At 64.1% G+C, this 16,456-nt stretch carries 19 protein-coding genes; 10 read left to right on the top strand and 9 right to left on the bottom strand.

Annotated elements, in window-relative coordinates:
• Positions 1 to 17: 17 nt before the first annotated feature.
• The 6 genes from LFT46_RS17785 to LFT46_RS17760 form a co-directional block, all read right to left on the bottom strand.
• Positions 18 to 470, bottom strand: a complete 453-nt coding sequence (locus LFT46_RS17785) for a MaoC family dehydratase (protein WP_236820542.1) — start codon at positions 468 to 470, stop codon at positions 18 to 20.
• Complete coding sequence (locus LFT46_RS17780; RefSeq protein ID WP_236820541.1) at positions 471 to 1,664, bottom strand: thiolase family protein; 1,194 nt, start codon at positions 1,662 to 1,664, stop codon at positions 471 to 473.
• The gene (gene fabG, locus LFT46_RS17775) at positions 1,664 to 2,440 is read right to left on the bottom strand and encodes a 3-oxoacyl-ACP reductase FabG (protein WP_236820540.1); all 777 of its coding nucleotides are present in this window, start codon (positions 2,438 to 2,440) and stop codon (positions 1,664 to 1,666) included. Before fabG ends, LFT46_RS17780 begins: the two co-directional genes overlap by 1 nt.
• A gap of 70 nt (positions 2,441 to 2,510) precedes the next feature.
• Entirely contained in the window at positions 2,511 to 3,707 is a 1,197-nt protein-coding gene (locus LFT46_RS17770; RefSeq protein WP_236820539.1) for an acyl-CoA dehydrogenase family protein, read from the bottom strand.
• Positions 3,704 to 4,168: an acyl-CoA thioesterase gene (locus tag LFT46_RS17765; RefSeq protein ID WP_236820538.1), complete on the bottom strand. Its 465-nt coding sequence runs from the start codon at positions 4,166 to 4,168 to the stop codon at positions 3,704 to 3,706. The genes LFT46_RS17770 and LFT46_RS17765 overlap by 4 nt, the downstream gene beginning before the upstream one ends.
• Positions 4,161 to 5,411, bottom strand: a complete 1,251-nt coding sequence (locus tag LFT46_RS17760; protein ID WP_236820537.1) for a CaiB/BaiF CoA transferase family protein — start codon at positions 5,409 to 5,411, stop codon at positions 4,161 to 4,163. Before LFT46_RS17760 ends, LFT46_RS17765 begins: the two co-directional genes overlap by 8 nt.
• A gap of 174 nt (positions 5,412 to 5,585) precedes the next feature.
• Between LFT46_RS17760 and LFT46_RS17755 the strand changes: the two genes are divergently transcribed.
• The 6 genes from LFT46_RS17755 to LFT46_RS17730 all read left to right on the top strand — a co-directional run bounded on the left by LFT46_RS17755 (position 5,586) and on the right by LFT46_RS17730 (position 12,207).
• Positions 5,586 to 6,482 (top strand): LysR substrate-binding domain-containing protein, encoded by an 897-nt coding sequence (locus tag LFT46_RS17755; protein WP_236799732.1) that lies wholly within the window; start codon positions 5,586 to 5,588, stop codon positions 6,480 to 6,482.
• Positions 6,483 to 6,633: 151 nt separating this feature from the next.
• Positions 6,634 to 7,827, top strand: a complete 1,194-nt coding sequence (locus LFT46_RS17750) for an acyl-CoA dehydrogenase family protein (RefSeq protein WP_236799731.1) — start codon at positions 6,634 to 6,636, stop codon at positions 7,825 to 7,827.
• A 124-nt stretch (positions 7,828 to 7,951) separates the two neighbouring features.
• Positions 7,952 to 9,400 (top strand): HNH endonuclease signature motif containing protein, encoded by a 1,449-nt coding sequence (locus tag LFT46_RS17745; protein ID WP_236820536.1) that lies wholly within the window; start codon positions 7,952 to 7,954, stop codon positions 9,398 to 9,400.
• Between the two features lie 196 nt (positions 9,401 to 9,596).
• On the top strand, positions 9,597 to 10,463 hold the full coding sequence (locus LFT46_RS17740; RefSeq protein WP_236820535.1) for a phosphatidylinositol-specific phospholipase C/glycerophosphodiester phosphodiesterase family protein: 867 nt from the start codon (positions 9,597 to 9,599) through the stop codon (positions 10,461 to 10,463).
• A gap of 32 nt (positions 10,464 to 10,495) precedes the next feature.
• Positions 10,496 to 11,548: a hypothetical protein gene (locus LFT46_RS17735; RefSeq protein ID WP_236820534.1), complete on the top strand. Its 1,053-nt coding sequence runs from the start codon at positions 10,496 to 10,498 to the stop codon at positions 11,546 to 11,548.
• Positions 11,549 to 11,724: 176 nt separating this feature from the next.
• A complete protein-coding gene (locus LFT46_RS17730; RefSeq protein ID WP_236820533.1) occupies positions 11,725 to 12,207 on the top strand; it encodes an SRPBCC family protein in 483 nt (160 codons plus the stop codon).
• 80 nt (positions 12,208 to 12,287) lie between these two features.
• Here LFT46_RS17730 and LFT46_RS17725 read toward each other — a convergent pair whose 3' ends face one another.
• Positions 12,288 to 12,761 (bottom strand): GNAT family N-acetyltransferase, encoded by a 474-nt coding sequence (locus LFT46_RS17725; RefSeq protein ID WP_236799726.1) that lies wholly within the window; start codon positions 12,759 to 12,761, stop codon positions 12,288 to 12,290.
• 191 nt (positions 12,762 to 12,952) lie between these two features.
• Between LFT46_RS17725 and LFT46_RS17720 the strand changes: the two genes are divergently transcribed.
• Positions 12,953 to 13,864 (top strand): patatin-like phospholipase family protein, encoded by a 912-nt coding sequence (locus tag LFT46_RS17720; RefSeq protein ID WP_236820532.1) that lies wholly within the window; start codon positions 12,953 to 12,955, stop codon positions 13,862 to 13,864.
• An 18-nt stretch (positions 13,865 to 13,882) separates the two neighbouring features.
• Complete coding sequence (locus LFT46_RS17715; protein ID WP_236820531.1) at positions 13,883 to 14,137, top strand: hypothetical protein; 255 nt, start codon at positions 13,883 to 13,885, stop codon at positions 14,135 to 14,137.
• Positions 14,138 to 14,213: 76 nt separating this feature from the next.
• On the opposite strand, the gene LFT46_RS17710 is transcribed toward LFT46_RS17715, so the two are convergent.
• Positions 14,214 to 14,498 carry a DUF427 domain-containing protein gene (locus LFT46_RS17710; protein ID WP_236820530.1) on the bottom strand — a complete coding sequence of 95 codons (285 nt, stop codon included), beginning with the start codon at positions 14,496 to 14,498 and terminating at the stop codon, positions 14,214 to 14,216.
• A gap of 88 nt (positions 14,499 to 14,586) precedes the next feature.
• Positions 14,587 to 14,946: a VOC family protein gene (locus tag LFT46_RS17705; RefSeq protein ID WP_236799722.1), complete on the bottom strand. Its 360-nt coding sequence runs from the start codon at positions 14,944 to 14,946 to the stop codon at positions 14,587 to 14,589.
• Between the two features lie 287 nt (positions 14,947 to 15,233).
• Between LFT46_RS17705 and LFT46_RS17700 the strand changes: the two genes are divergently transcribed.
• Together LFT46_RS17700 and LFT46_RS17695 are read left to right on the top strand one after the other, a co-directional pair.
• Entirely contained in the window at positions 15,234 to 15,560 is a 327-nt protein-coding gene (locus LFT46_RS17700) for a helix-turn-helix domain-containing protein (RefSeq protein WP_208324301.1), read from the top strand.
• Positions 15,561 to 15,598: 38 nt separating this feature from the next.
• Positions 15,599 to 16,411, top strand: a complete 813-nt coding sequence (locus LFT46_RS17695) for an IS3 family transposase (protein ID WP_236800190.1) — start codon at positions 15,599 to 15,601, stop codon at positions 16,409 to 16,411.
• The last annotated feature ends 45 nt before the right edge of the window (positions 16,412 to 16,456 follow it).

The raw sequence follows: 16,456 nt of genomic DNA, 5'->3' as shown, positions 1-16,456 counted from the left end.
AGGTCTTCAAGGGCAGTTCAGTTAGGGAGCAGGGAGACAGTCTCCGCTATGCAGGCAGGCTTCTGCGAGCCTTCCAGTTCGATCAGGTGATGGAACTGCAGCTGGCGACCACTGGCTGTCTCGCTCACCGAGGCCAGCGTCAGCCGGTCCCTGATGCGCGAGTTGACCCTGGCCGGCGCCGGGAACCTTACCTTGTTCAGTCCGTAGTTGATGATCATCGCGGCCCCATCGACCCGGTACACCTGGCCCGCCAGGTATGGCAGCAGCGACAAGCTGAGGTAGCCGTGGGCAACCGTGGCGCCGAAGGGCCCGTGTGCTGCCCGCTCCGGGTCGGTGTGTATCCACTGTTGGTCCAGGGTGGCGTCGGCGAAAGCCTGGATCTGGGATTGGTCCAGGGTGTGCCATCCACTCACTCCGATTTCCTGGCCGGCCATGCCGGCAAGCTCGGCGGCGTCCTTGAACAGTCTCATTTAGACCCTCTCCAGCAGCATGGCGACGCCCTGGCCCAGGCCCACGCACATCGTTGCAAGGCCGCGGTTGGCGTTTTCGCGTTCCATGCGGCCCAGCAGCGTGACGACGATCCGTGATCCGGAGGAGCCCAAAGGATGGCCCAGGGCGATCGCACCGCCGTCGTTGTTGACGGTTCCCGCATCCATTCCAAGCAGCCGCATGCAGGCCAGCGCCTGCGCTGCGAACGCTTCGTTGAGTTCGACGGCGCCCACCTCAGCGAGTTCCCAGCCCGCCTTGGCCAGTGCCTTTTGTGTCGCCGGCACCGGACCGACGCCCATCACTTCCGGCGCGACACCGGCCGCTTGGCTGCTGACGATGCGGGCCCGGGGGGTAAGCCCGTAGCGCTCCACGGCATCGCCGCTGGCGACCAATACAGCGGATGCGCCGTCGTTGAGGGAGCTGGAGTTGCCGGCGGTAACCACTCCACCGGGCGCCACGATCGGTCGGAGGGCGGCCAGGGCATCGGCGGTTGAACCGCGCCTGGGTCCTTCATCGGTGTCCACCAGCGAGACTTCCCCCCGTCTGCCACTGACCGGAACAGGGACTATCTCGTCGCTGAAGCGGCCGGCGTCAATCGCCGCCACAGCCAGATTGTGCGAGCGCAGTGCAAAGCTATCCGCGTCGGCGCGGGAAATGTTCTCCCGCCTGGCTACCTCTTCTGCCGTTTCGGGCATCGAAAACCGCGCCCCCGACTCCATCCGCGGGTTAACAAACCGCGCACCGATTGAGGTGTCCGCGAGTTCGCCCGGTTTGGAGTAGGGCTTCTCAGGCTTGGCCATCACCCACGGCGCGCGGGTCATTGACTCTACGCCGCCAGCCACTACAAGGTCTGCGTCACCGTTGCGAACCGATTGCGCCGCCATGCTGATCGCGGTTAGCCCGGAGGCGCAGAGCCTGTTGACGGTCACGGCCGGTACGGCGTGCGGGAACCCGGCCAGCAGTGCGGCCATCCGGGCAACGTTACGGTTGTCCTCACCTGCCTGGTTAACACAGCCAAAGATGACCTCGTCGACGGTGGCAGGATCGACGCCGGCCCTGTCCACTGCGGCCTGCAGCACAAGCGTGGCCAGGTCGTCGGGGCGCACGGTGGCAAGCACCCCACCATGACGGCCTACCGGGGTGCGGACGCCCCCAACGAGGAATGCCTCGGGCATCAGCGGGCCCCGCCGTTGATGTAGAGGGTTTGACCGGAGATGTACGAGGAGTCATCACCGGCGAAGAACGCCACGGCCGCGGCCACTTCCTCTGGCTGGCCAACCCGCCCCAGCGGGGTACGTTCCGCCACCGCCCGCTGGTGTTCAGCCGGGCTTGCGCCCACCCGCTCTGCCGTTGCGGCAGTCATCGAGGTGGCGATGTAACCCGGTGCCACGGCGTTGACCGTGATGTTGAACGGACCCAGCTCGATGGCGAGCGTCGCGGTCAGGCCCTGGATACCGGCCTTTGCAGCCGCGTAGTTGGCCTGGCCACGGTTGCCCAGTGCGCTGCGGCTGCTGAGCGAGACGATCTTGCCGTACTTGGCCGGAACCATGTAGCGCTGGGCGGCGCGCGTGCAGAGGTAGGCGCTGGTGAGGTTGGTGGCCAGGACGGAGTCCCAGTCCGGCCGCTCCATCTTGAAGAACATGTTGTCGCGGGTGATGCCGGCGTTGTTTACCAGGATGTCGAGGCGGCTGAACTCACGGTGAATGTCATCGAATACCCGGTCCACGGCTGCCTCATCCGTGACGTCGCAGCAGGCGGCCACGGCCTTTCCGGCTGCCGCCAGGACGTCCGGGTGGTCCGAGATCCGCTGTGCTGTGTCCTTGGCGCCATCCTCATTGAGGTCCAGGACGACGACGGTGGCGCCCCCGGCGGCCAGTTTCAGCGCGGTGGCCGCGCCGATTCCTTGCGCCCCGCCGGTGACCACGGCCACCCGGTTGGTGAAATTGCTCATGACTTTTCCTTTGCATGGATGGTTCTGGTTGGTGTTGTGCCTGTGGAAGCCGGGGCAGCCCGGCGGGGCGCTAACTGAAAGCGGAGAGGCCGGTGATCTCCCGGCCAACGAGAAGCGACTGGATGGAGTCTGTGCCCTCGTAGGTGGAGACGACCTCCATATCGGTCATGTGCCTCGCCACATGGTTCTCCAGCAGCACGCCGTTGCCGCCGAGCATGTCCCGCGCTTCTGAACAGATCCAGCGGGCTTTCCGGGCGGTCTGCATCTTGGCCAGCGAAGCCATGGGACCGGTCATCCGGCCATCCTCGGCGAGCACGGCCAGCCGGAAGCACATGAGTTGCATGGCCGTCAGTTCGGCAAGCATATTGGCCAGCTTGTTCTGCACCAGTTGGAAACTGCCGATCGGTTTGCCGAACTGCTGGCGGGTCTTGGCGTAGTCCACGGCGATCTCGTATGCGGCCAATGCGTGGCCGTAAGACTCCCAGGATGCGCCGCTTCGCGTGGAGGTCAGCACCCGGCTGACATCCTTGAACGAGTGGCATTCAGTGAGCCGGTTGGCCGCCGGGACCCGGAGGTTGTCGAACGTGATGTCCGGCTGGAGGATCGCCCGCTTGCCGATCTTGCCGGTAATGACTTCGGTGGAATACCCGTCCGGAAAGCTGCCGTCCTCGTTACGCTCCATCACGAACGCCTTGACCTTCGCATCCGCTTCGTCGCGGGCAAAGATGATGACGACGTCGGCCATGCTGGCATTGCCGATCCAGCGCTTGCGCCCGTTGATGATGTAGCTGTCCCCATCCCGGCGCGCGCTGGTTTCGAGTGCCACCGAATCAGAGCCGTGCTCGGGTTCGGTCAGGGCGAAGGCGCCGATCTTGGCGAGGGTGGCCATTTCAGGGAGCCAGCGTTGCTTTTGCTCCTCGCTGCCGAGCATGTTGATGGTTCCCATCGCCAGTCCGGACTGGACGCCGAGGAAAGTGTTGACGGAACCATCGCCGCGGGAGATCTCTGCAGCAACAATCCCGGCGGCAAGCCGGCTTAGCCCGGGACATCCGTAGCCCTGAATGGTTGTTCCGGCGATGCCGAGCCCGGCAAGTTTGGGAACAAGTTCGAAGGGAAACTCGGCACGTTCCCAATAGCCATTGATAACGGGCAGCAGGTCTTTATCGACAAAGGCGCGGACTTTGAGCCGGAGCGCCCGGTCCTCAGCGCTGAGGAAATCGTCCATAAGGTAAAAATCGGTGCCGTTCGCGGCGGTATCCGGTGTCATCGAGTGTGCTCCAGTGGTGTGTGATTGCGGACCCGCTTACGCTGCGGGTCGGTGTCTCCCTGCGAAGGCTGGAAAAGAGCGAGCCAGCGGCGCTCGTTTTCCACCAAGGGCCGGGACGTGCCGGTGTCCGGATGGACTGAAACCAGCACCGTCCGGCCGTCTACGGCGACTGCCCCGTGTTGGCTGCCCCTGAATTCCAGGCTGAATGAACTCGTGCCGATCCTGGTCACGGTCAGTTCAACCTCCAGGTCTTCGCCGTGGTGGACTGGCCGCCGATAGTTCACTTCGAGGCTGGCTACCACCGTGGGGGTCGCCTCGGCTTGACGTATGCCCGGCATCGAAGACCGCCACTTGATTCTTGACTCCTCCAGAAGCGTGACGACGGCGGCGTGGTTGACGTGCCCGTTGAGGTCCTGATCGGACCACCGTGGGCAGACGCGGGTCCGGTAGGTTTCAGGCATCGACCAGGGCTTTCCGGTGCAGCAGCCAGTCCCGCACCAGCCCGGAGCTTTCGTTCAAGCCAGGCGGCGCAAGTGAGTAGTCCACCGGGGTAAGGGAATAGTCGACCGGATGGCGGACGGTGGGTATCTTCCGGGACCCTTCACCCGCCATCACTACCGGGTTCAGCCCCAGCTGTTCGGCCAACTCAACACCACCGCGGACATCCTGGATCGGAGCGCAGGGCAGGCCTGCCGAGGACAGCTCGTGGAACCACTCGTCGGCTGATTGAGCAGCCAACTGGGCGTGGAGGATGTCCCGCAGCTCGTTGCGGTTGGCATTGCGCTGCAGCGTCGTGGTGAACTTCGGGTCCCGGGCGACGGCGGGAATCCCCAGTGCCCCGCAGAGCCGGACGAACTGCGCGTCATTTCCCGTCGCGATGATGATAGTGCCGTCCCCGGTCTGCATCGGAGCGTATGGATACATGCTGGGGTGTTCGTTGCCCATCCTGGTGGGTACTACACCGCCCGTTACGTAGGCCGCAGACTGGTTCACCATGCCGGACAGGGCCGAGGTCAGCAGGTTCAGTTCCACCAGCTGGCCCTCGCCGGTCCGGTCCTTGTGGTGTAGCGCCCCCAGGATTCCAATGGCAGCGTGCAGGCCTGTGATGACATCGAAGAGCGCGATGCCTGCCCGGTACGGTTGGGTGTCCTGGTCCCCGGTCAGGCTCATCATTCCCGAGGCGGCCTGCACCAACAGGTCATATCCCGGAATGTGTGCGCCGGCTCCGGTACCGAATCCGGTGATGGAAGCATAGATAATGTCCGGGTTCAATTCGGCCGCGGACGCATAATCCAAGCCCAGCCGCGCCATGTTGCCGGGCTTGAAATTCTCGATCATGACGTCCGCGGTGCTGATCAGGGAACGCGCTACGTCGAGGTCCTCCGGATCCTTCAGATCCAAGGCAATGGAATGTTTGTTTCGGTTGACCGCGAGGAAGAACGTGGCTTCGCCGTCCCGGACGGGGGGCATGTATGTGCGGGTGTCGTCACCCTCAGGTCCCTCAACCTTGATCACTGTGGCGCCCATGTCAGCCAGGAGCATGGTGGCGTACGGGCCGGCCAGCACTCTGCTGAAATCTGCGACCACAATGCCTGCGAGGGGCCCGGCGCTTGCCCGGCCCAAGGCATCAAGGCCGTGGTTGTCGTTGCCTCCAGTGGCATGGTCCTGCTTTCTGGAGACCGATTCGTCGATCGGTTGTGTCATCTGAATCCTCCGCAATGTGTTCTGCATCACCAACCCTTGCAAGCGGACTGATTCACGTCCAATACGTATTTGGTGCTGGACTGATACCTGCCTGTTATCAGTGTCGGCGCATTCCTTTGGGTATCTTGGGCGTATGGACAATGACGTTTACCCGGGCAGAAGCTGAGCGCGGGAGTGGAAATACATCAGATCAGGGCCTTCCTTGCCGTGGCCGAGGAACTACATTTCGGCAGGGCCGCGCGCCGGCTCCATATGGCCCAGCCGCCGCTGAGCCGTTCCATCCAGCGGCTCGAGCATGAACTGAAGGCGCCCCTGTTTATCCGCAGCACGCGGACTGTGCAGTTGACTGCCGAGGGCCAGGCACTTGTCGGCCCAGCGCGGGACATACTCGAAGGTTGCCGGCGGGGCCGCCTGGCAGTCGCTTCGGTGGGCCGGGGCGAAACCGGGCGCGTACGGGTCGCCTTTGCCGGGGTTTCCTCGCATGTGATGGTCGGCAGGCTCGCCAAGCGTGTCCGGGAAGTGCACCCTGGTATCGACTTCGAGCTGTCCAGCTCCAATTTCGCCCTTCCGGCTATGGACAAGGTCATGGGCGGGGCCATGGAAGTCGGCCTCGGCCGCTGGAATTTCATCCCGGCTGTCCTCGATTCGCGGATCGTGGCCAACGAGCGGCTCGTCGTGGCCCTGTATGAGAGTCACCCCCTGAGCGGTCAGGCTTCGCTGCGCATGGCAGACCTTGCCGGACAGCCCTTCGTCACGTTGCCGGAGCACCCGGGCGCCATCCTCCATGACCACCTTCGAAGGCTCTCAAGTGCCGCGGGATATGTCGTGGAGATCGCCCAGGTTGCGCCGGATTCCCAGACGCTCATGGCACTGGTGGCGGCAGAAATTGGTGTCGCGCTGACAGTGTCGTCTGTGCCGGAAAACTTCAGCCATCCGGGTGTCGTGTTCCTTCCCCTTGACGACCCGGCCGACCCCATCCAGCTGCGGCTGGTTTGGCGGAAGGACAATGCCAGCCCGGCTCTGCGCGAGGTTCTTCGGCTCTCGGAAGAGGTCCTCCCGTCGCCGGATTGAACGGTTATTGATGCACGTGGGGCATAAGCGGGATCCTTATTAGGTATTGGCTTTGACCGCAATCGGACTGGCACAGTGGTTCAGGTCACCGGGTGGTGCAAATCACGCCCGTGCCGACACCGACCCACCCTTGACCTGCCAGGAGAACCCCGTGACCGTAACCGCACCCGCACCCGCCCTGGTCTTCGACGACGTGCTCAACCTCGACAGCCTCCTGACCCCCGCGGAGCTGGAGCTGCGCAGCACGGTCCGTAACTTTGTGGATGAACGGATCCGGCCCAACATTGCTGGCTGGTACGAGGACGCCCGTTTCCCGCTCGAGCTTGTTCCCGAGCTTGGGAAGTTGGGGGTCCTTGGGATGCACCTGAAGGGCTACGGATGCCCGGGCCGCAGCGCGGTCGAGTACGGAATCGCCGCCATGGAGTTGGAAGCCGGCGACTCAGGACTTCGGACCTTCGTCAGCGTCCAGGGTTCCCTGGCCATGAGTGCCATCCACAAGTGGGGGTCCGAGGAGCAACGGAACGAAAACCTGCCGGCGATGGCGCGGGGCGAGAAGATCGGCTGCTTCGGGCTCACCGAGCCGACGGCCGGCTCCGACCCATCCAGCATGGCGACTTTTGCGGCACCCGATGGAGACGGTGGGTGGGTCATTAACGGGGCCAAACGCTGGATCGGCCTTGCCTCCGTGGCCCAGATTGCGATCATCTGGGCGAATACCGCCGAAGGTATCCGCGGGTTCATCGTCCCGACGGACACCCCCGGCTTCACTGCGACGCCCATCAGCTCGAAGCTGTCCATGCGGGCGTCAATCCAATGTGACATCAGCCTCGATGACGTACGGCTGCCGTCCACTGCGCTGCTGCCCGGTGCCCGTGGACTCAGCGGCCCGTTCTCGTGCCTGAATGAAGCCCGCTACGGGATCATCTGGGGCGCAATGGGTGCTGCCCGGGACTCCTATGAAGCCGCGCTCGCCTACGCCGGAGACCGGCTCCAGTTCGGCAAGCCCCTGGCCGGGTACCAGCTCACACAGGAAAAGCTGGTGAATATGCTGCTGGAAATTCAGAAGGGAACGCTGCTGGCGCTCCACACCGGCCGCCTGAAGGACGCCGGGACGCTGGAGCCGGTCCAGATCTCCGTAGGAAAGCTCAACAACGTCAGGGAGGCCATTGCCATCTGCCGCGAAGCGCGCACCATCCTTGGGGGAAACGGAATTACCTTGGACTACTCGCCACTGCGGCACGCCAACAACCTTGAATCAGTGCGGACGTATGAGGGTACGGACGAGGTCCATACCCTGATTCTGGGCCAGCGAATTACGGGTATTTCGGCGTTCCGCCAGGAGTGACGTCATGACTGGGCGCTCGTGCCCTGGTGTCACATACCGGTAGAACCAGTCCGCCCGCTGAGCTGACTGACCGGGCCACGGGAACCAAACCTGGAATGTCGGACCCCGGTGGCAGGCTTTGGATATGGAAACCAAAGCGGTTCTGGACAGTGGAGGCAAGGCCCGGCTGGCCGACGCCGCCACGTTCCTGGGCGGGCTGGCGGACGAGTTGGCCGGAGTCCTGGGCGAATCTCCGGAGACTGCGGATCGCGCTCATGACACCGACGGTTATGATCCGCTTCGCGAACTTGCAGATTCCTACCTGGACGGCTTAGGCATTGTGGCCCGGATCGAAGCGGCCACTGCGGCCGTCAAAGTGCGCTTGCTGACGGAATATGCAGAAGCAACCTCTGCCATGGAAGGACCGGCGGAAAGCGCATATGAGTCATCAGCTCGCGAAATGAGCCTGGTGGCGGAGGTCGCCTGCGTTCTTACCATCGGTGAGCCTGCAGCGTCGGGGCTGCTGGGTGAGGCGCACGCGTTGACCACAACGTTGCCTGCGGCCTTGGATGCCTTGGCGGCGGGGAAAATCTCGTGGCAGCACGCGCGGATCATGGTCGACGAAACCACTGGGCTGAACGATGCCGCTGCTGCTGCACTTGAGGCGCACTTCCTGGACCCGGAAGCGCCCAACGCAGCAAGGGGTGCCGCGGTGGGGGAACTGGCGCCGGCGCGCTTCCGGCGCAAGGTACGTGCTTGGCGGGAACGCCACCATCCGGAGTCCCTTGAGGCCAGGCACGCGAAGTCGGTTGAGGACCGGCGGATGGAGTACTCCCCGGACCGCAACGGGATGGCTTGGGTTTCGTTGTACATGGCCGCGGATAAGGCCTGTGCCATCTGGAACAAGGCGTCCGCCGCGGCGCGTGGACTGCAGGGCCCGAATGAACCGCGGACCCTCACCCAGCTCAAGGTGGACGTAGCGGCAGGGCGGCTGTTAGGGGATTCCGGCCACTCCTCCGGGTCCGGGCCGTCCATCAAGGCGGACGTGTTGGTCACGGTCCCGGTCTTTTCCGTCCTCGGCACAACCGACGAACCCGCCGAGCTTGACGGATACGGGCCCATCCCGGCATCCATGGCACGCAAACTTGTCGCGGAGGGTGCAGGTTCGTTCTACCGGGTCTTGGTGGACCCTCGTGATGGAGCGCCGCTGGAAATTGGCCGGACTAGCTACCGCCTCCCGGAGTCATTGAAGCGGTGGTTGAAGATGCGCGATGGAACATGCACTTTTCCTGGCTGCAGCAACCACAGCCAGGACAACGACGCGGACCACCTCACAGCCTGGGAGCACGGAGGCCCCACCGGAATCAGCAATCTGGGACAGTTGTGTCCCAAGCACCACCGGCTCAAGCATCGAACCGGCTGGAGTCCGGGTCCGGCTGCCAGGAACGAGCCACCGGGCTGGGTCTCGCCCACCGGCCGCAAGTACAACGCTGAACAAGCGGACCGGGAACCGACGGTCTGGCCCCCGGGGTGCCTGCGCGAAGAATCGAGCCCACTGGAAGCAATGATCGTTGATTACCTCATTGCCTCTTAGGGTGCCGCCCGCGGCTGGCCGATGGCCACGACAGGTCGACATCACTTAGCTCCCCGTTCTGTTGTTGCCTCTCGTTCACCACCCAGCAACCAAGGGGCCTCACCCCGTTTCAGCAGTTCAACCAGTCTTTTCACGCACCCTTCGCCCGGCGCGCTAACCGCTGGGCAAAAAATCCCCGAGGTACCAGGAGTACTGCGTGTTCGTGAAAACCACCCTCGCCGCCGTCGCCCTTCTCGCCACCCTGGCCGGGGCGGCACCAGCTCCTGCCCACGTCCGGGCCGAGGCACCCGAGCCCGCGCCCGTCGTCGTCGGCCAACCGCTTGCCGGGACGCATGCGCATAACGACTATGAGCATGGCCGTCCCTTGTTCGACGCACTGGAGCACGGCTTCACCAGCGTCGAGGCGGACGTCTGGCTGGTGGACGGCGAACTGCGCGTGGCCCACGACCTCGCCGACGCCAAGCAGGGCGTCACCCTCGAGAGCCTCTACCTCGACCCGCTCCAGGCACTGGTCCGCAGCCAGCCCGGCCACAATGTCTACCCCAAGTGGGACGGCAGCCTGCAGCTCCTGATCGACATCAAGAGCGAGGGTGAGGCCACCTACGCCGCCGTTGAGAAGGAACTGGCCGGGCACCGCGACATCATGAGCCGCTACACCAATGGCAACGTCAAGACCGGTCCCGTCACCGCAGTCATCAGCGGCAATCGCCCGCTGGCCACCATGCAGGCGCAGACCCAGCGCTTCAGCTTCTACGACGGCCGCGCAGCCGACCTCACCTCCGGCCTGCCAGCCACCCTGATGCCGCTGGTCAGCGACAACTGGACCAAGCTCTTCACCTGGCAGGGCGTCGGCCCCATGCCCGAAGCCGAACGCACCAAACTACGCGCCTTCGTGGCCAGCGCGCATGCCACCGGCTACCGCGTCCGCTTCTGGGCCACCCCGGACCAGCCCGGCGCAGCCCGCGACGCCGTCTGGACCGAACTGGCCGGCGCCGGCGTGGACCACATTAACACCGACGACCTCGCCGGCCTCCAGCAGTTCCTCGCCGCCCGCGGCGCGTAAGCCCGTCCAGACACCACAAAAGGACCATCCCCATGCCTTCAAAGACAGTCAAAATCACGACGGCGGCACTGACCCTGACGTTCGGCCTCCTTGCGTCGCAGCCCGCCTTCGCCGAAAGCAGCCAAGACAACAACAGCGACAGCAACCAGGCCTTCACCTTCGCCGCGATCGGCGACATCCCCTACGGCGCCGCCGAGATCGCAAAATTCCCCTCCCGCATCCAGGACCTCAATGCGGACAAGGGCCTGAAGTTTGTAGCACATGTGGGCGATATAAAAAATGGCTCCTCCGTCTGCTCGGACGAGTACTTCTCCTACATCCGCGCCCAGTTCGACACCTTCACCCACCCGCTGGTCTACACACCCGGTGACAACGAGTGGGTGGACTGCCACCGCACCAACAACGGCGCATACAACCCGCTGGAGCGCTTGGACAAGATCCGGGAGGTTTTCTTCAACCAGCCCGGCAAGACGCTGGGCGCCACCATGCCGCTGAAGTCGCAGGAAAACCTGGGGCTCCCCGAGGACGTCCGCTTCGACAAGGACCGGGTGGCCTTCTCTGTGCTGAACGTCCAGGGCAGCAATAATTCCCTCCTGCCGTGGACTGGCCTGGGCAAGACCGAGCCCACCCCGCAGCAGCTGGCCGAGGTGGATCACCGCACGAGTGCCGTGATCGCGCAGATCCACCAGACCTTCACCGACGCCAGGCGCAGTAACGACCGGGCCGTGGTGCTCATGCAGCAGGCCGACATGTTCGACCCGTCGCTCCTGGCCGACGCCACCGTCAACGCGGACACCGTGTCCGGCTTCCGCGACATCGTGCAGGCCATCGCCCAGGAGACCAACAACTTCGACGCCCCGGTCTACCTGGTCAACGGCGACAGCCACGTCTTCGCCGAAAACCAGCCCCTCGCCGCCGGTTCGCCCTGGCTGGGCATTTACGGCTCGCCGGCCGCCGACGATCTGCAGCACATCACCGTTGACGGCGCCAACAACGCCGTGGACTACGTCCGTTTCACGGTGTCCGGTAACAGCGCCAAGGGCGCAGATGTCCTGAGCTGGGAAAAGGTCCCCTTCAGCCGCTAGGCGCTTAATGGAAAGTGGATGACGGCGGGGCCACCCGCCGTTGTCCACTTCGGCATTAAGGCTCTGGACACGGGTAGGCGCCGGATCTATCGTGCAGGGGTGGCGGCTGCCTGGCTGGCAGGAAGGCCGAATCTGCCGGTCCGCCGTTGCGGCCGTCCGTCATGAGGAGGAAGCAGATGGAACACTTTCAAGAGGTTGAAGAGGCCGTCGAGGTCGCGGTTCCGGTGCGGACCGCGTACAACCAGTGGACCCAATTCGAATCCTTTCCGCAGTTCATGTCCGGAGTGGAATCGGTGACGCAGCTGACCGACAGAACCAACCACTGGGTCACCAAGGTGGGCGGTGTCCAGCGGGAGTTCGACACCGAAATAGTCGACCAGGAGCCAGATGACCGGATCGCCTGGCGCAGCACCGATGGCAAGTCTCATGCCGGCATCGTTCGGTTCACGCCGCTGGATGCCAACCACACCAAGGTCAAAGTTCATTTCGAGTGGGCACCGGAAACCGTCACGGAAAAGGCTGGCGCGGCGCTGAAGATCGACGAGGTGCAGGTCAAAGCTGACATGCGGAAGTTCAAGGACTTCATTGAATCGCGCGGCACTGAAACCGGCGGCTGGCGCGGTGACGTCAAGGACAGCGGCCCGGGCGGGCAACTCTAGCAAGCCGGGACACAGGAAAGCGGACGACGGCGGGTGGCCCACCCGCCGTCGTTCGCATTCTTATATGCCGAGGTGAGGTGCTAGAGACGAAGCTCCATGAAGACACTGTTGGGATCCAGCTCGTAGTCCGCAAAGGGCGGGCATTCCGTGAAATCGTGCTTGGCGTAGAGTCGCCGCGCGGGGGCAAAGTAGTCCTCGGTGCCGGTCTCCAGGTAGACCCGCTCAATGTTCCGGGTCCGGGCGTCCTCGAGGATGTGCCCGAGCATGAGCGTGGCCACGCCCCGGCCCCGGGCGGATGCCGTGGTGCGCATGGACTTGATCTCGCCCTGCCTTACGGGACCCGTGGGGGAGCCCAGCAGTTTGAGTGCGCCGCACCCCAGCAGGTTGCCGTCCTCGCGGGCGGTCCAGAACGTGATGGAGGGGGCGGCCAGCGCGGAGTGGTCCAGGGCGTGAACGCTTTCGGCGGGCGAGGTGGCGTACATATCGGCCAAGTGTTCGCTCAGGAGCAGGTGGACGTCGTGGCGCGTGGGGCTGTCCCGGTCAATCGAAATCATCGCCTCAAATTTACCCGTTGCGGGTGGCACTGCTGGTGTGCCCAGATTCCCCTGATCGTGACGCGACCTCAGGAGGTGAGACCCATGAAAGCTGTATCCGCAATGGGTGCTCCCTCCCAGCCCACGATCCACGGCTGACCTGGCCGCGCCACAGGGAGCGCCGAACAGGCACTTCGCGAAAGGCGACTCCCATGAACACAACACCTTCTTTCATGCCGGGTGCCAGTGGCGCTGCGGCATCCGGCCGCGCACTGGTCCTCGGCGGCGGGGGATCCACCGGCAATGCCTGGCTGATCGGCGTCCTCGCCGGCCTGGCCGACGCAGGCCTGGACGTGACCAACGCCGACAGGGTCATCGGAACATCGGCAGGAGCCACAGCCGCTGCCCAGATCGCCGGCGCCATTCCCGCAGAACTCTATGCCGCCGTCCTGGCCGCTCCGCTCCCGCAGCGGCCGCGCCCGGGAGGACCTCCGGCTTTGGGCGGGTCTGTACCCGACCACCTGGAGCGGACCGGCCGGATCATCGCCGCCGCCGGGAACGCCGCGGAGATGCGGTGCCGAATGGGGGCGGCTGCACTCGACCTGGCTTCGGACTACGACGGCTCCGTGCGGTGGCGGGCCATTGTGGCGGGGCGGCTGCCCCGGCAGGAGTGGCCGGACCATGAGCTGCTGATCACTGGAGTCGACGCGAGGACCGGGGACCCCGCAGTGTTCCACAGAGACAGCGGTGTCAGCTTGGTGGACGCCGTGGCGGCCAGCTGTTCCAGCGCCTCCGCGTACCGGATCGGGGATAGCAACTATATCGACGGCGGCTACCGGCGCAACGAGAACGCCGACCTGGCCGCCGGATGCAGACGCGTCGTGGTTCTCTCGCCCTTTGGCGGCAGGACCCGCATGCCGCTGGAGTGGGGCATGCAACTTGGGGCGCAGGTCGAGGAGCTGCGGGCGGGCGGCAGCCTGGTCGAAACGATCTTTCCGGACAGCGACGCCGAGCACATGTTCGGCCCCAACGCGATGGACCTGTCACTCCGCCCGGGAGCCGCGCTAGCCGGGTACAACCAAGGCAAGTCCCTTGTGAGGAGGCTCGGTGAATTTTGGCGGTAAGCAGCATCCGGCCCGCGATTGGCGATGACCTGGGATGGGTGGTTTGTGCGGCTCTGGGCTGCGGGAAAACGGGGGCTGGCTAAACAGACAAAAGTGGGTATGGTAGCGGTTATCACGGGAAAGGAAGGCGTGATTCCGATGTCAGGAAAATCCTCCAAGGGTGGTGCCGCCAAGAAGGTCGGTAAGTCCATTCTCGAAAAGCGGGCCGAAAAACGGGCGAAAACCGAAGCCAGCGAACTACATGTCGTAAAGCACCGCAAGAACCACCGCTGAACGCCGTCGGCGTACCGCTAAAGCTAAGCGGACGACGCCGGGGTTCCCACCCGCCGTCGTCCGCTTCTTCTGTCCGCTAATCCTCGATGGTGACGCCGCGCCAGAAAGCGATCCGGTCCTCAATGTGCTTGGCGCGCGGCTTGGCCTCGGGGTAGTACCAGGCCGCGGCCTCGTTCAGTTCGCCGTCCACTTCAAGCGTGTGGTAACTGGCCGTGCCCTTCCACGGGCAAAATGTGTTCTTGCTGCTGTCCCGCAGAAAGGCGGGATTGACGGCGTCGCGCGGGAAGTAATGGTTGCCCTCCACCACCACCGTGTCCGCGGATTCGGCGATGACTTTTCCGTTCCAGATAGCCCTGACCATGAGTTCCCTTCCGTCGCTGCCGCCCCTTAAAAGGTGACGGTTGTACGGATGCCAACGGGCTGGGCGGCGGGCTTGTTCCCGGGCTTCGCTAGCGCGGGCTCTTGTCGATGACGCAGAACCTGTTCCCGTCCGGATCCTCCAGGACCACGAAGTCGGGATCGTCCGGGTACGAGTCCCAATCCACGCGCTGGGCGCCGAGCGACACCAGCCGCTCCACCTCCGCGGACTGGTCGTCCGCATACAGGTCCAGGTGGATCCGCGGGTGGTGCTGGACGGGGGTTTCGCTGAGCATGAGGGACAATTCCGCGCCCGGGCCCGACGACGGCACCAGGGTCACCCAGGTTTCGTCACCCGGTTCCCGGGGGACATAGCCCAGGGCGTCATGCCAGAACTTTGTGGCGGCTGCGACGTCGTTGACGCCGAGGACGATAGTGCCGATGGTCAACATCCGCCCAGCCTAGACCCGTCTTGTGCGTCCGGCTAGGGATGACGGACAGGGAAGGCCCGGCTCCATTGAACTGCTCCCCGAAAGTTGGACTGAGAAATCAGTTCTGACTTTCGGGGAGCAGTTTTATGCATGGGAGAAGTTCGTTGTCCGTGGAGCAGCGCGAGGCCGCGGTAGCGTTGTTTGAAACGGGTTGGGGTGCTTGGGCGGTAGCGACCCGACTCGGGGTAGGTAGGGGTGCTATCAAACGTTTGTATGGTCGATGGCGGACGCGCGGAGGTACGACGCTGGTGGCGAAGCCGACACGACCGGTGTTCTCGTTTGAGTTCAAACTCGATGCTGTGCAGCGATACCGCGCGGGTGAGCCCAAAGTCGCCCTGGCGAAAGAGCTTGGGCTGTCCTCTCCACTGTTGCTCGAGAAGTGGGCGCGTCAGTACCGGACCGAAGGCGAGGACGGGCTGCGGCCCAAGCCGAAGGGCCGTCCGAAGACGAATCCTGGGACGGCAAGGAAACCTGAGTCTGAGGTAGAGCGGCTGCGCCGTGAGAACGAACGCCTGCGGGCAGAGGTTGCCTTTCTGGGAAAAGTAAACGCCTTGAGGGACGGGGAACAGCGCTAAAGGTCCGCGCTGTCATCGCTCTCAGGGCTGAACACCGCTTGGAAGTTCTCCTGGACGTAGCCGGGTTAGCCCGGTCCACGTTCTTCTACCACCAGTCCCGCCTCCAAGGCCCAGATCCACGGGCTTCTCTGAAGACCGCTGTCACGGAGATTTTCGAGAAGAACCATGGCCGGTACGGACACCGCCGGATCCATATTGAACTGCTCAAGCAAGGGTGGACGGTCGCTAAGAAGACCGTATTGAAGCTGATGCGTTCCCTGCGGCTGGTCTGCAAGGTCCGGAGCAGGAAGCGGTACAACTCGTACCAGGGCGAGCAGGGCGCTGTGGCCCCGAACCTGCTGAATCGCCAGTTCGAAGCGGATGCCCCAAACCAGAAGTGGGTGACCGATGTGACCGAGTTCAGCGTGGGTGACCGGAAGCTCTACCTCTCACCGATCATGGACCTATTTGACCGGCAGATCATCTCCTATGCCATCGGGAGGTCCCCCAATTTGGAGCTGACCAACGCCTCGCTGCGCAGCGCCTTGGCCACGCTAGCGGACGGGCGGAAACCCCTCGTTCACTCCGACCAGGGATTCCAGTATCAGCACAACTCTTGGCGCACGCTCTTGGCGGAGGCCGGTGCGGTGCAGTCGATGTCCCGCAAAGCCAACTGCTTCGACAACGCCGTGATGGAAAACTTCTTTGGGCACCTCAAGGAAGAACTCTTCCATCACGTCCGCTTCCTCAACACCGAGGCCCTAACAGCGGCCTTGCACGAGTACATCCACTGGTACAACACCGAAAGAATCTCCACCAAGCTCAAGGGTTTGAGCCCGCTACAGTATCGTGCTCAGACGCTTGCGGCATAGGTCCCTCATAGCGAACCTTCACCGGGACTTTGGGGGCTGAAACTC

It is taken from the genome of Arthrobacter sp. FW306-07-I (genome assembly GCF_021800405.1).
Lineage (GTDB): Bacteria > Actinomycetota > Actinomycetes > Actinomycetales > Micrococcaceae > Arthrobacter.
Note: the sequence above shows the minus strand (reverse complement) of the source record. Positions and strands in the feature narration are given on the sequence as shown.

What these genes read in the sequence shown, in the direction of transcription:
- LFT46_RS17785 (WP_236820542.1), bottom strand. Translation starts at nt 470, where the DNA reads ATGAGACTGTTCAAGGACGCCGCCGAGCTTGCCGGCATGGCCGGCCAG.
- LFT46_RS17780 (WP_236820541.1), bottom strand. Translation starts at nt 1,664, where the DNA reads ATGCCCGAGGCATTCCTCGTTGGGGGCGTCCGCACCCCGGTAGGCCGT.
- fabG (WP_236820540.1), bottom strand. Translation starts at nt 2,440, where the DNA reads ATGAGCAATTTCACCAACCGGGTGGCCGTGGTCACCGGCGGGGCGCAA.
- LFT46_RS17770 (WP_236820539.1), bottom strand. Translation starts at nt 3,707, where the DNA reads ATGACACCGGATACCGCCGCGAACGGCACCGATTTTTACCTTATGGAC.
- LFT46_RS17765 (WP_236820538.1), bottom strand. Translation starts at nt 4,168, where the DNA reads ATGCCTGAAACCTACCGGACCCGCGTCTGCCCACGGTGGTCCGATCAG.
- LFT46_RS17760 (WP_236820537.1), bottom strand. Translation starts at nt 5,411, where the DNA reads ATGACACAACCGATCGACGAATCGGTCTCCAGAAAGCAGGACCATGCC.
- LFT46_RS17745 (WP_236820536.1), top strand. Translation starts at nt 7,952, where the DNA reads ATGGAAACCAAAGCGGTTCTGGACAGTGGAGGCAAGGCCCGGCTGGCC.
- LFT46_RS17735 (WP_236820534.1), top strand. Translation starts at nt 10,496, where the DNA reads ATGCCTTCAAAGACAGTCAAAATCACGACGGCGGCACTGACCCTGACG.
- LFT46_RS17730 (WP_236820533.1), top strand. Translation starts at nt 11,725, where the DNA reads ATGGAACACTTTCAAGAGGTTGAAGAGGCCGTCGAGGTCGCGGTTCCG.
- LFT46_RS17725 (WP_236799726.1), bottom strand. Translation starts at nt 12,761, where the DNA reads ATGATTTCGATTGACCGGGACAGCCCCACGCGCCACGACGTCCACCTG.
- LFT46_RS17720 (WP_236820532.1), top strand. Translation starts at nt 12,953, where the DNA reads ATGAACACAACACCTTCTTTCATGCCGGGTGCCAGTGGCGCTGCGGCA.
- LFT46_RS17710 (WP_236820530.1), bottom strand. Translation starts at nt 14,498, where the DNA reads ATGGTCAGGGCTATCTGGAACGGAAAAGTCATCGCCGAATCCGCGGAC.
- LFT46_RS17705 (WP_236799722.1), bottom strand. Translation starts at nt 14,946, where the DNA reads ATGTTGACCATCGGCACTATCGTCCTCGGCGTCAACGACGTCGCAGCC.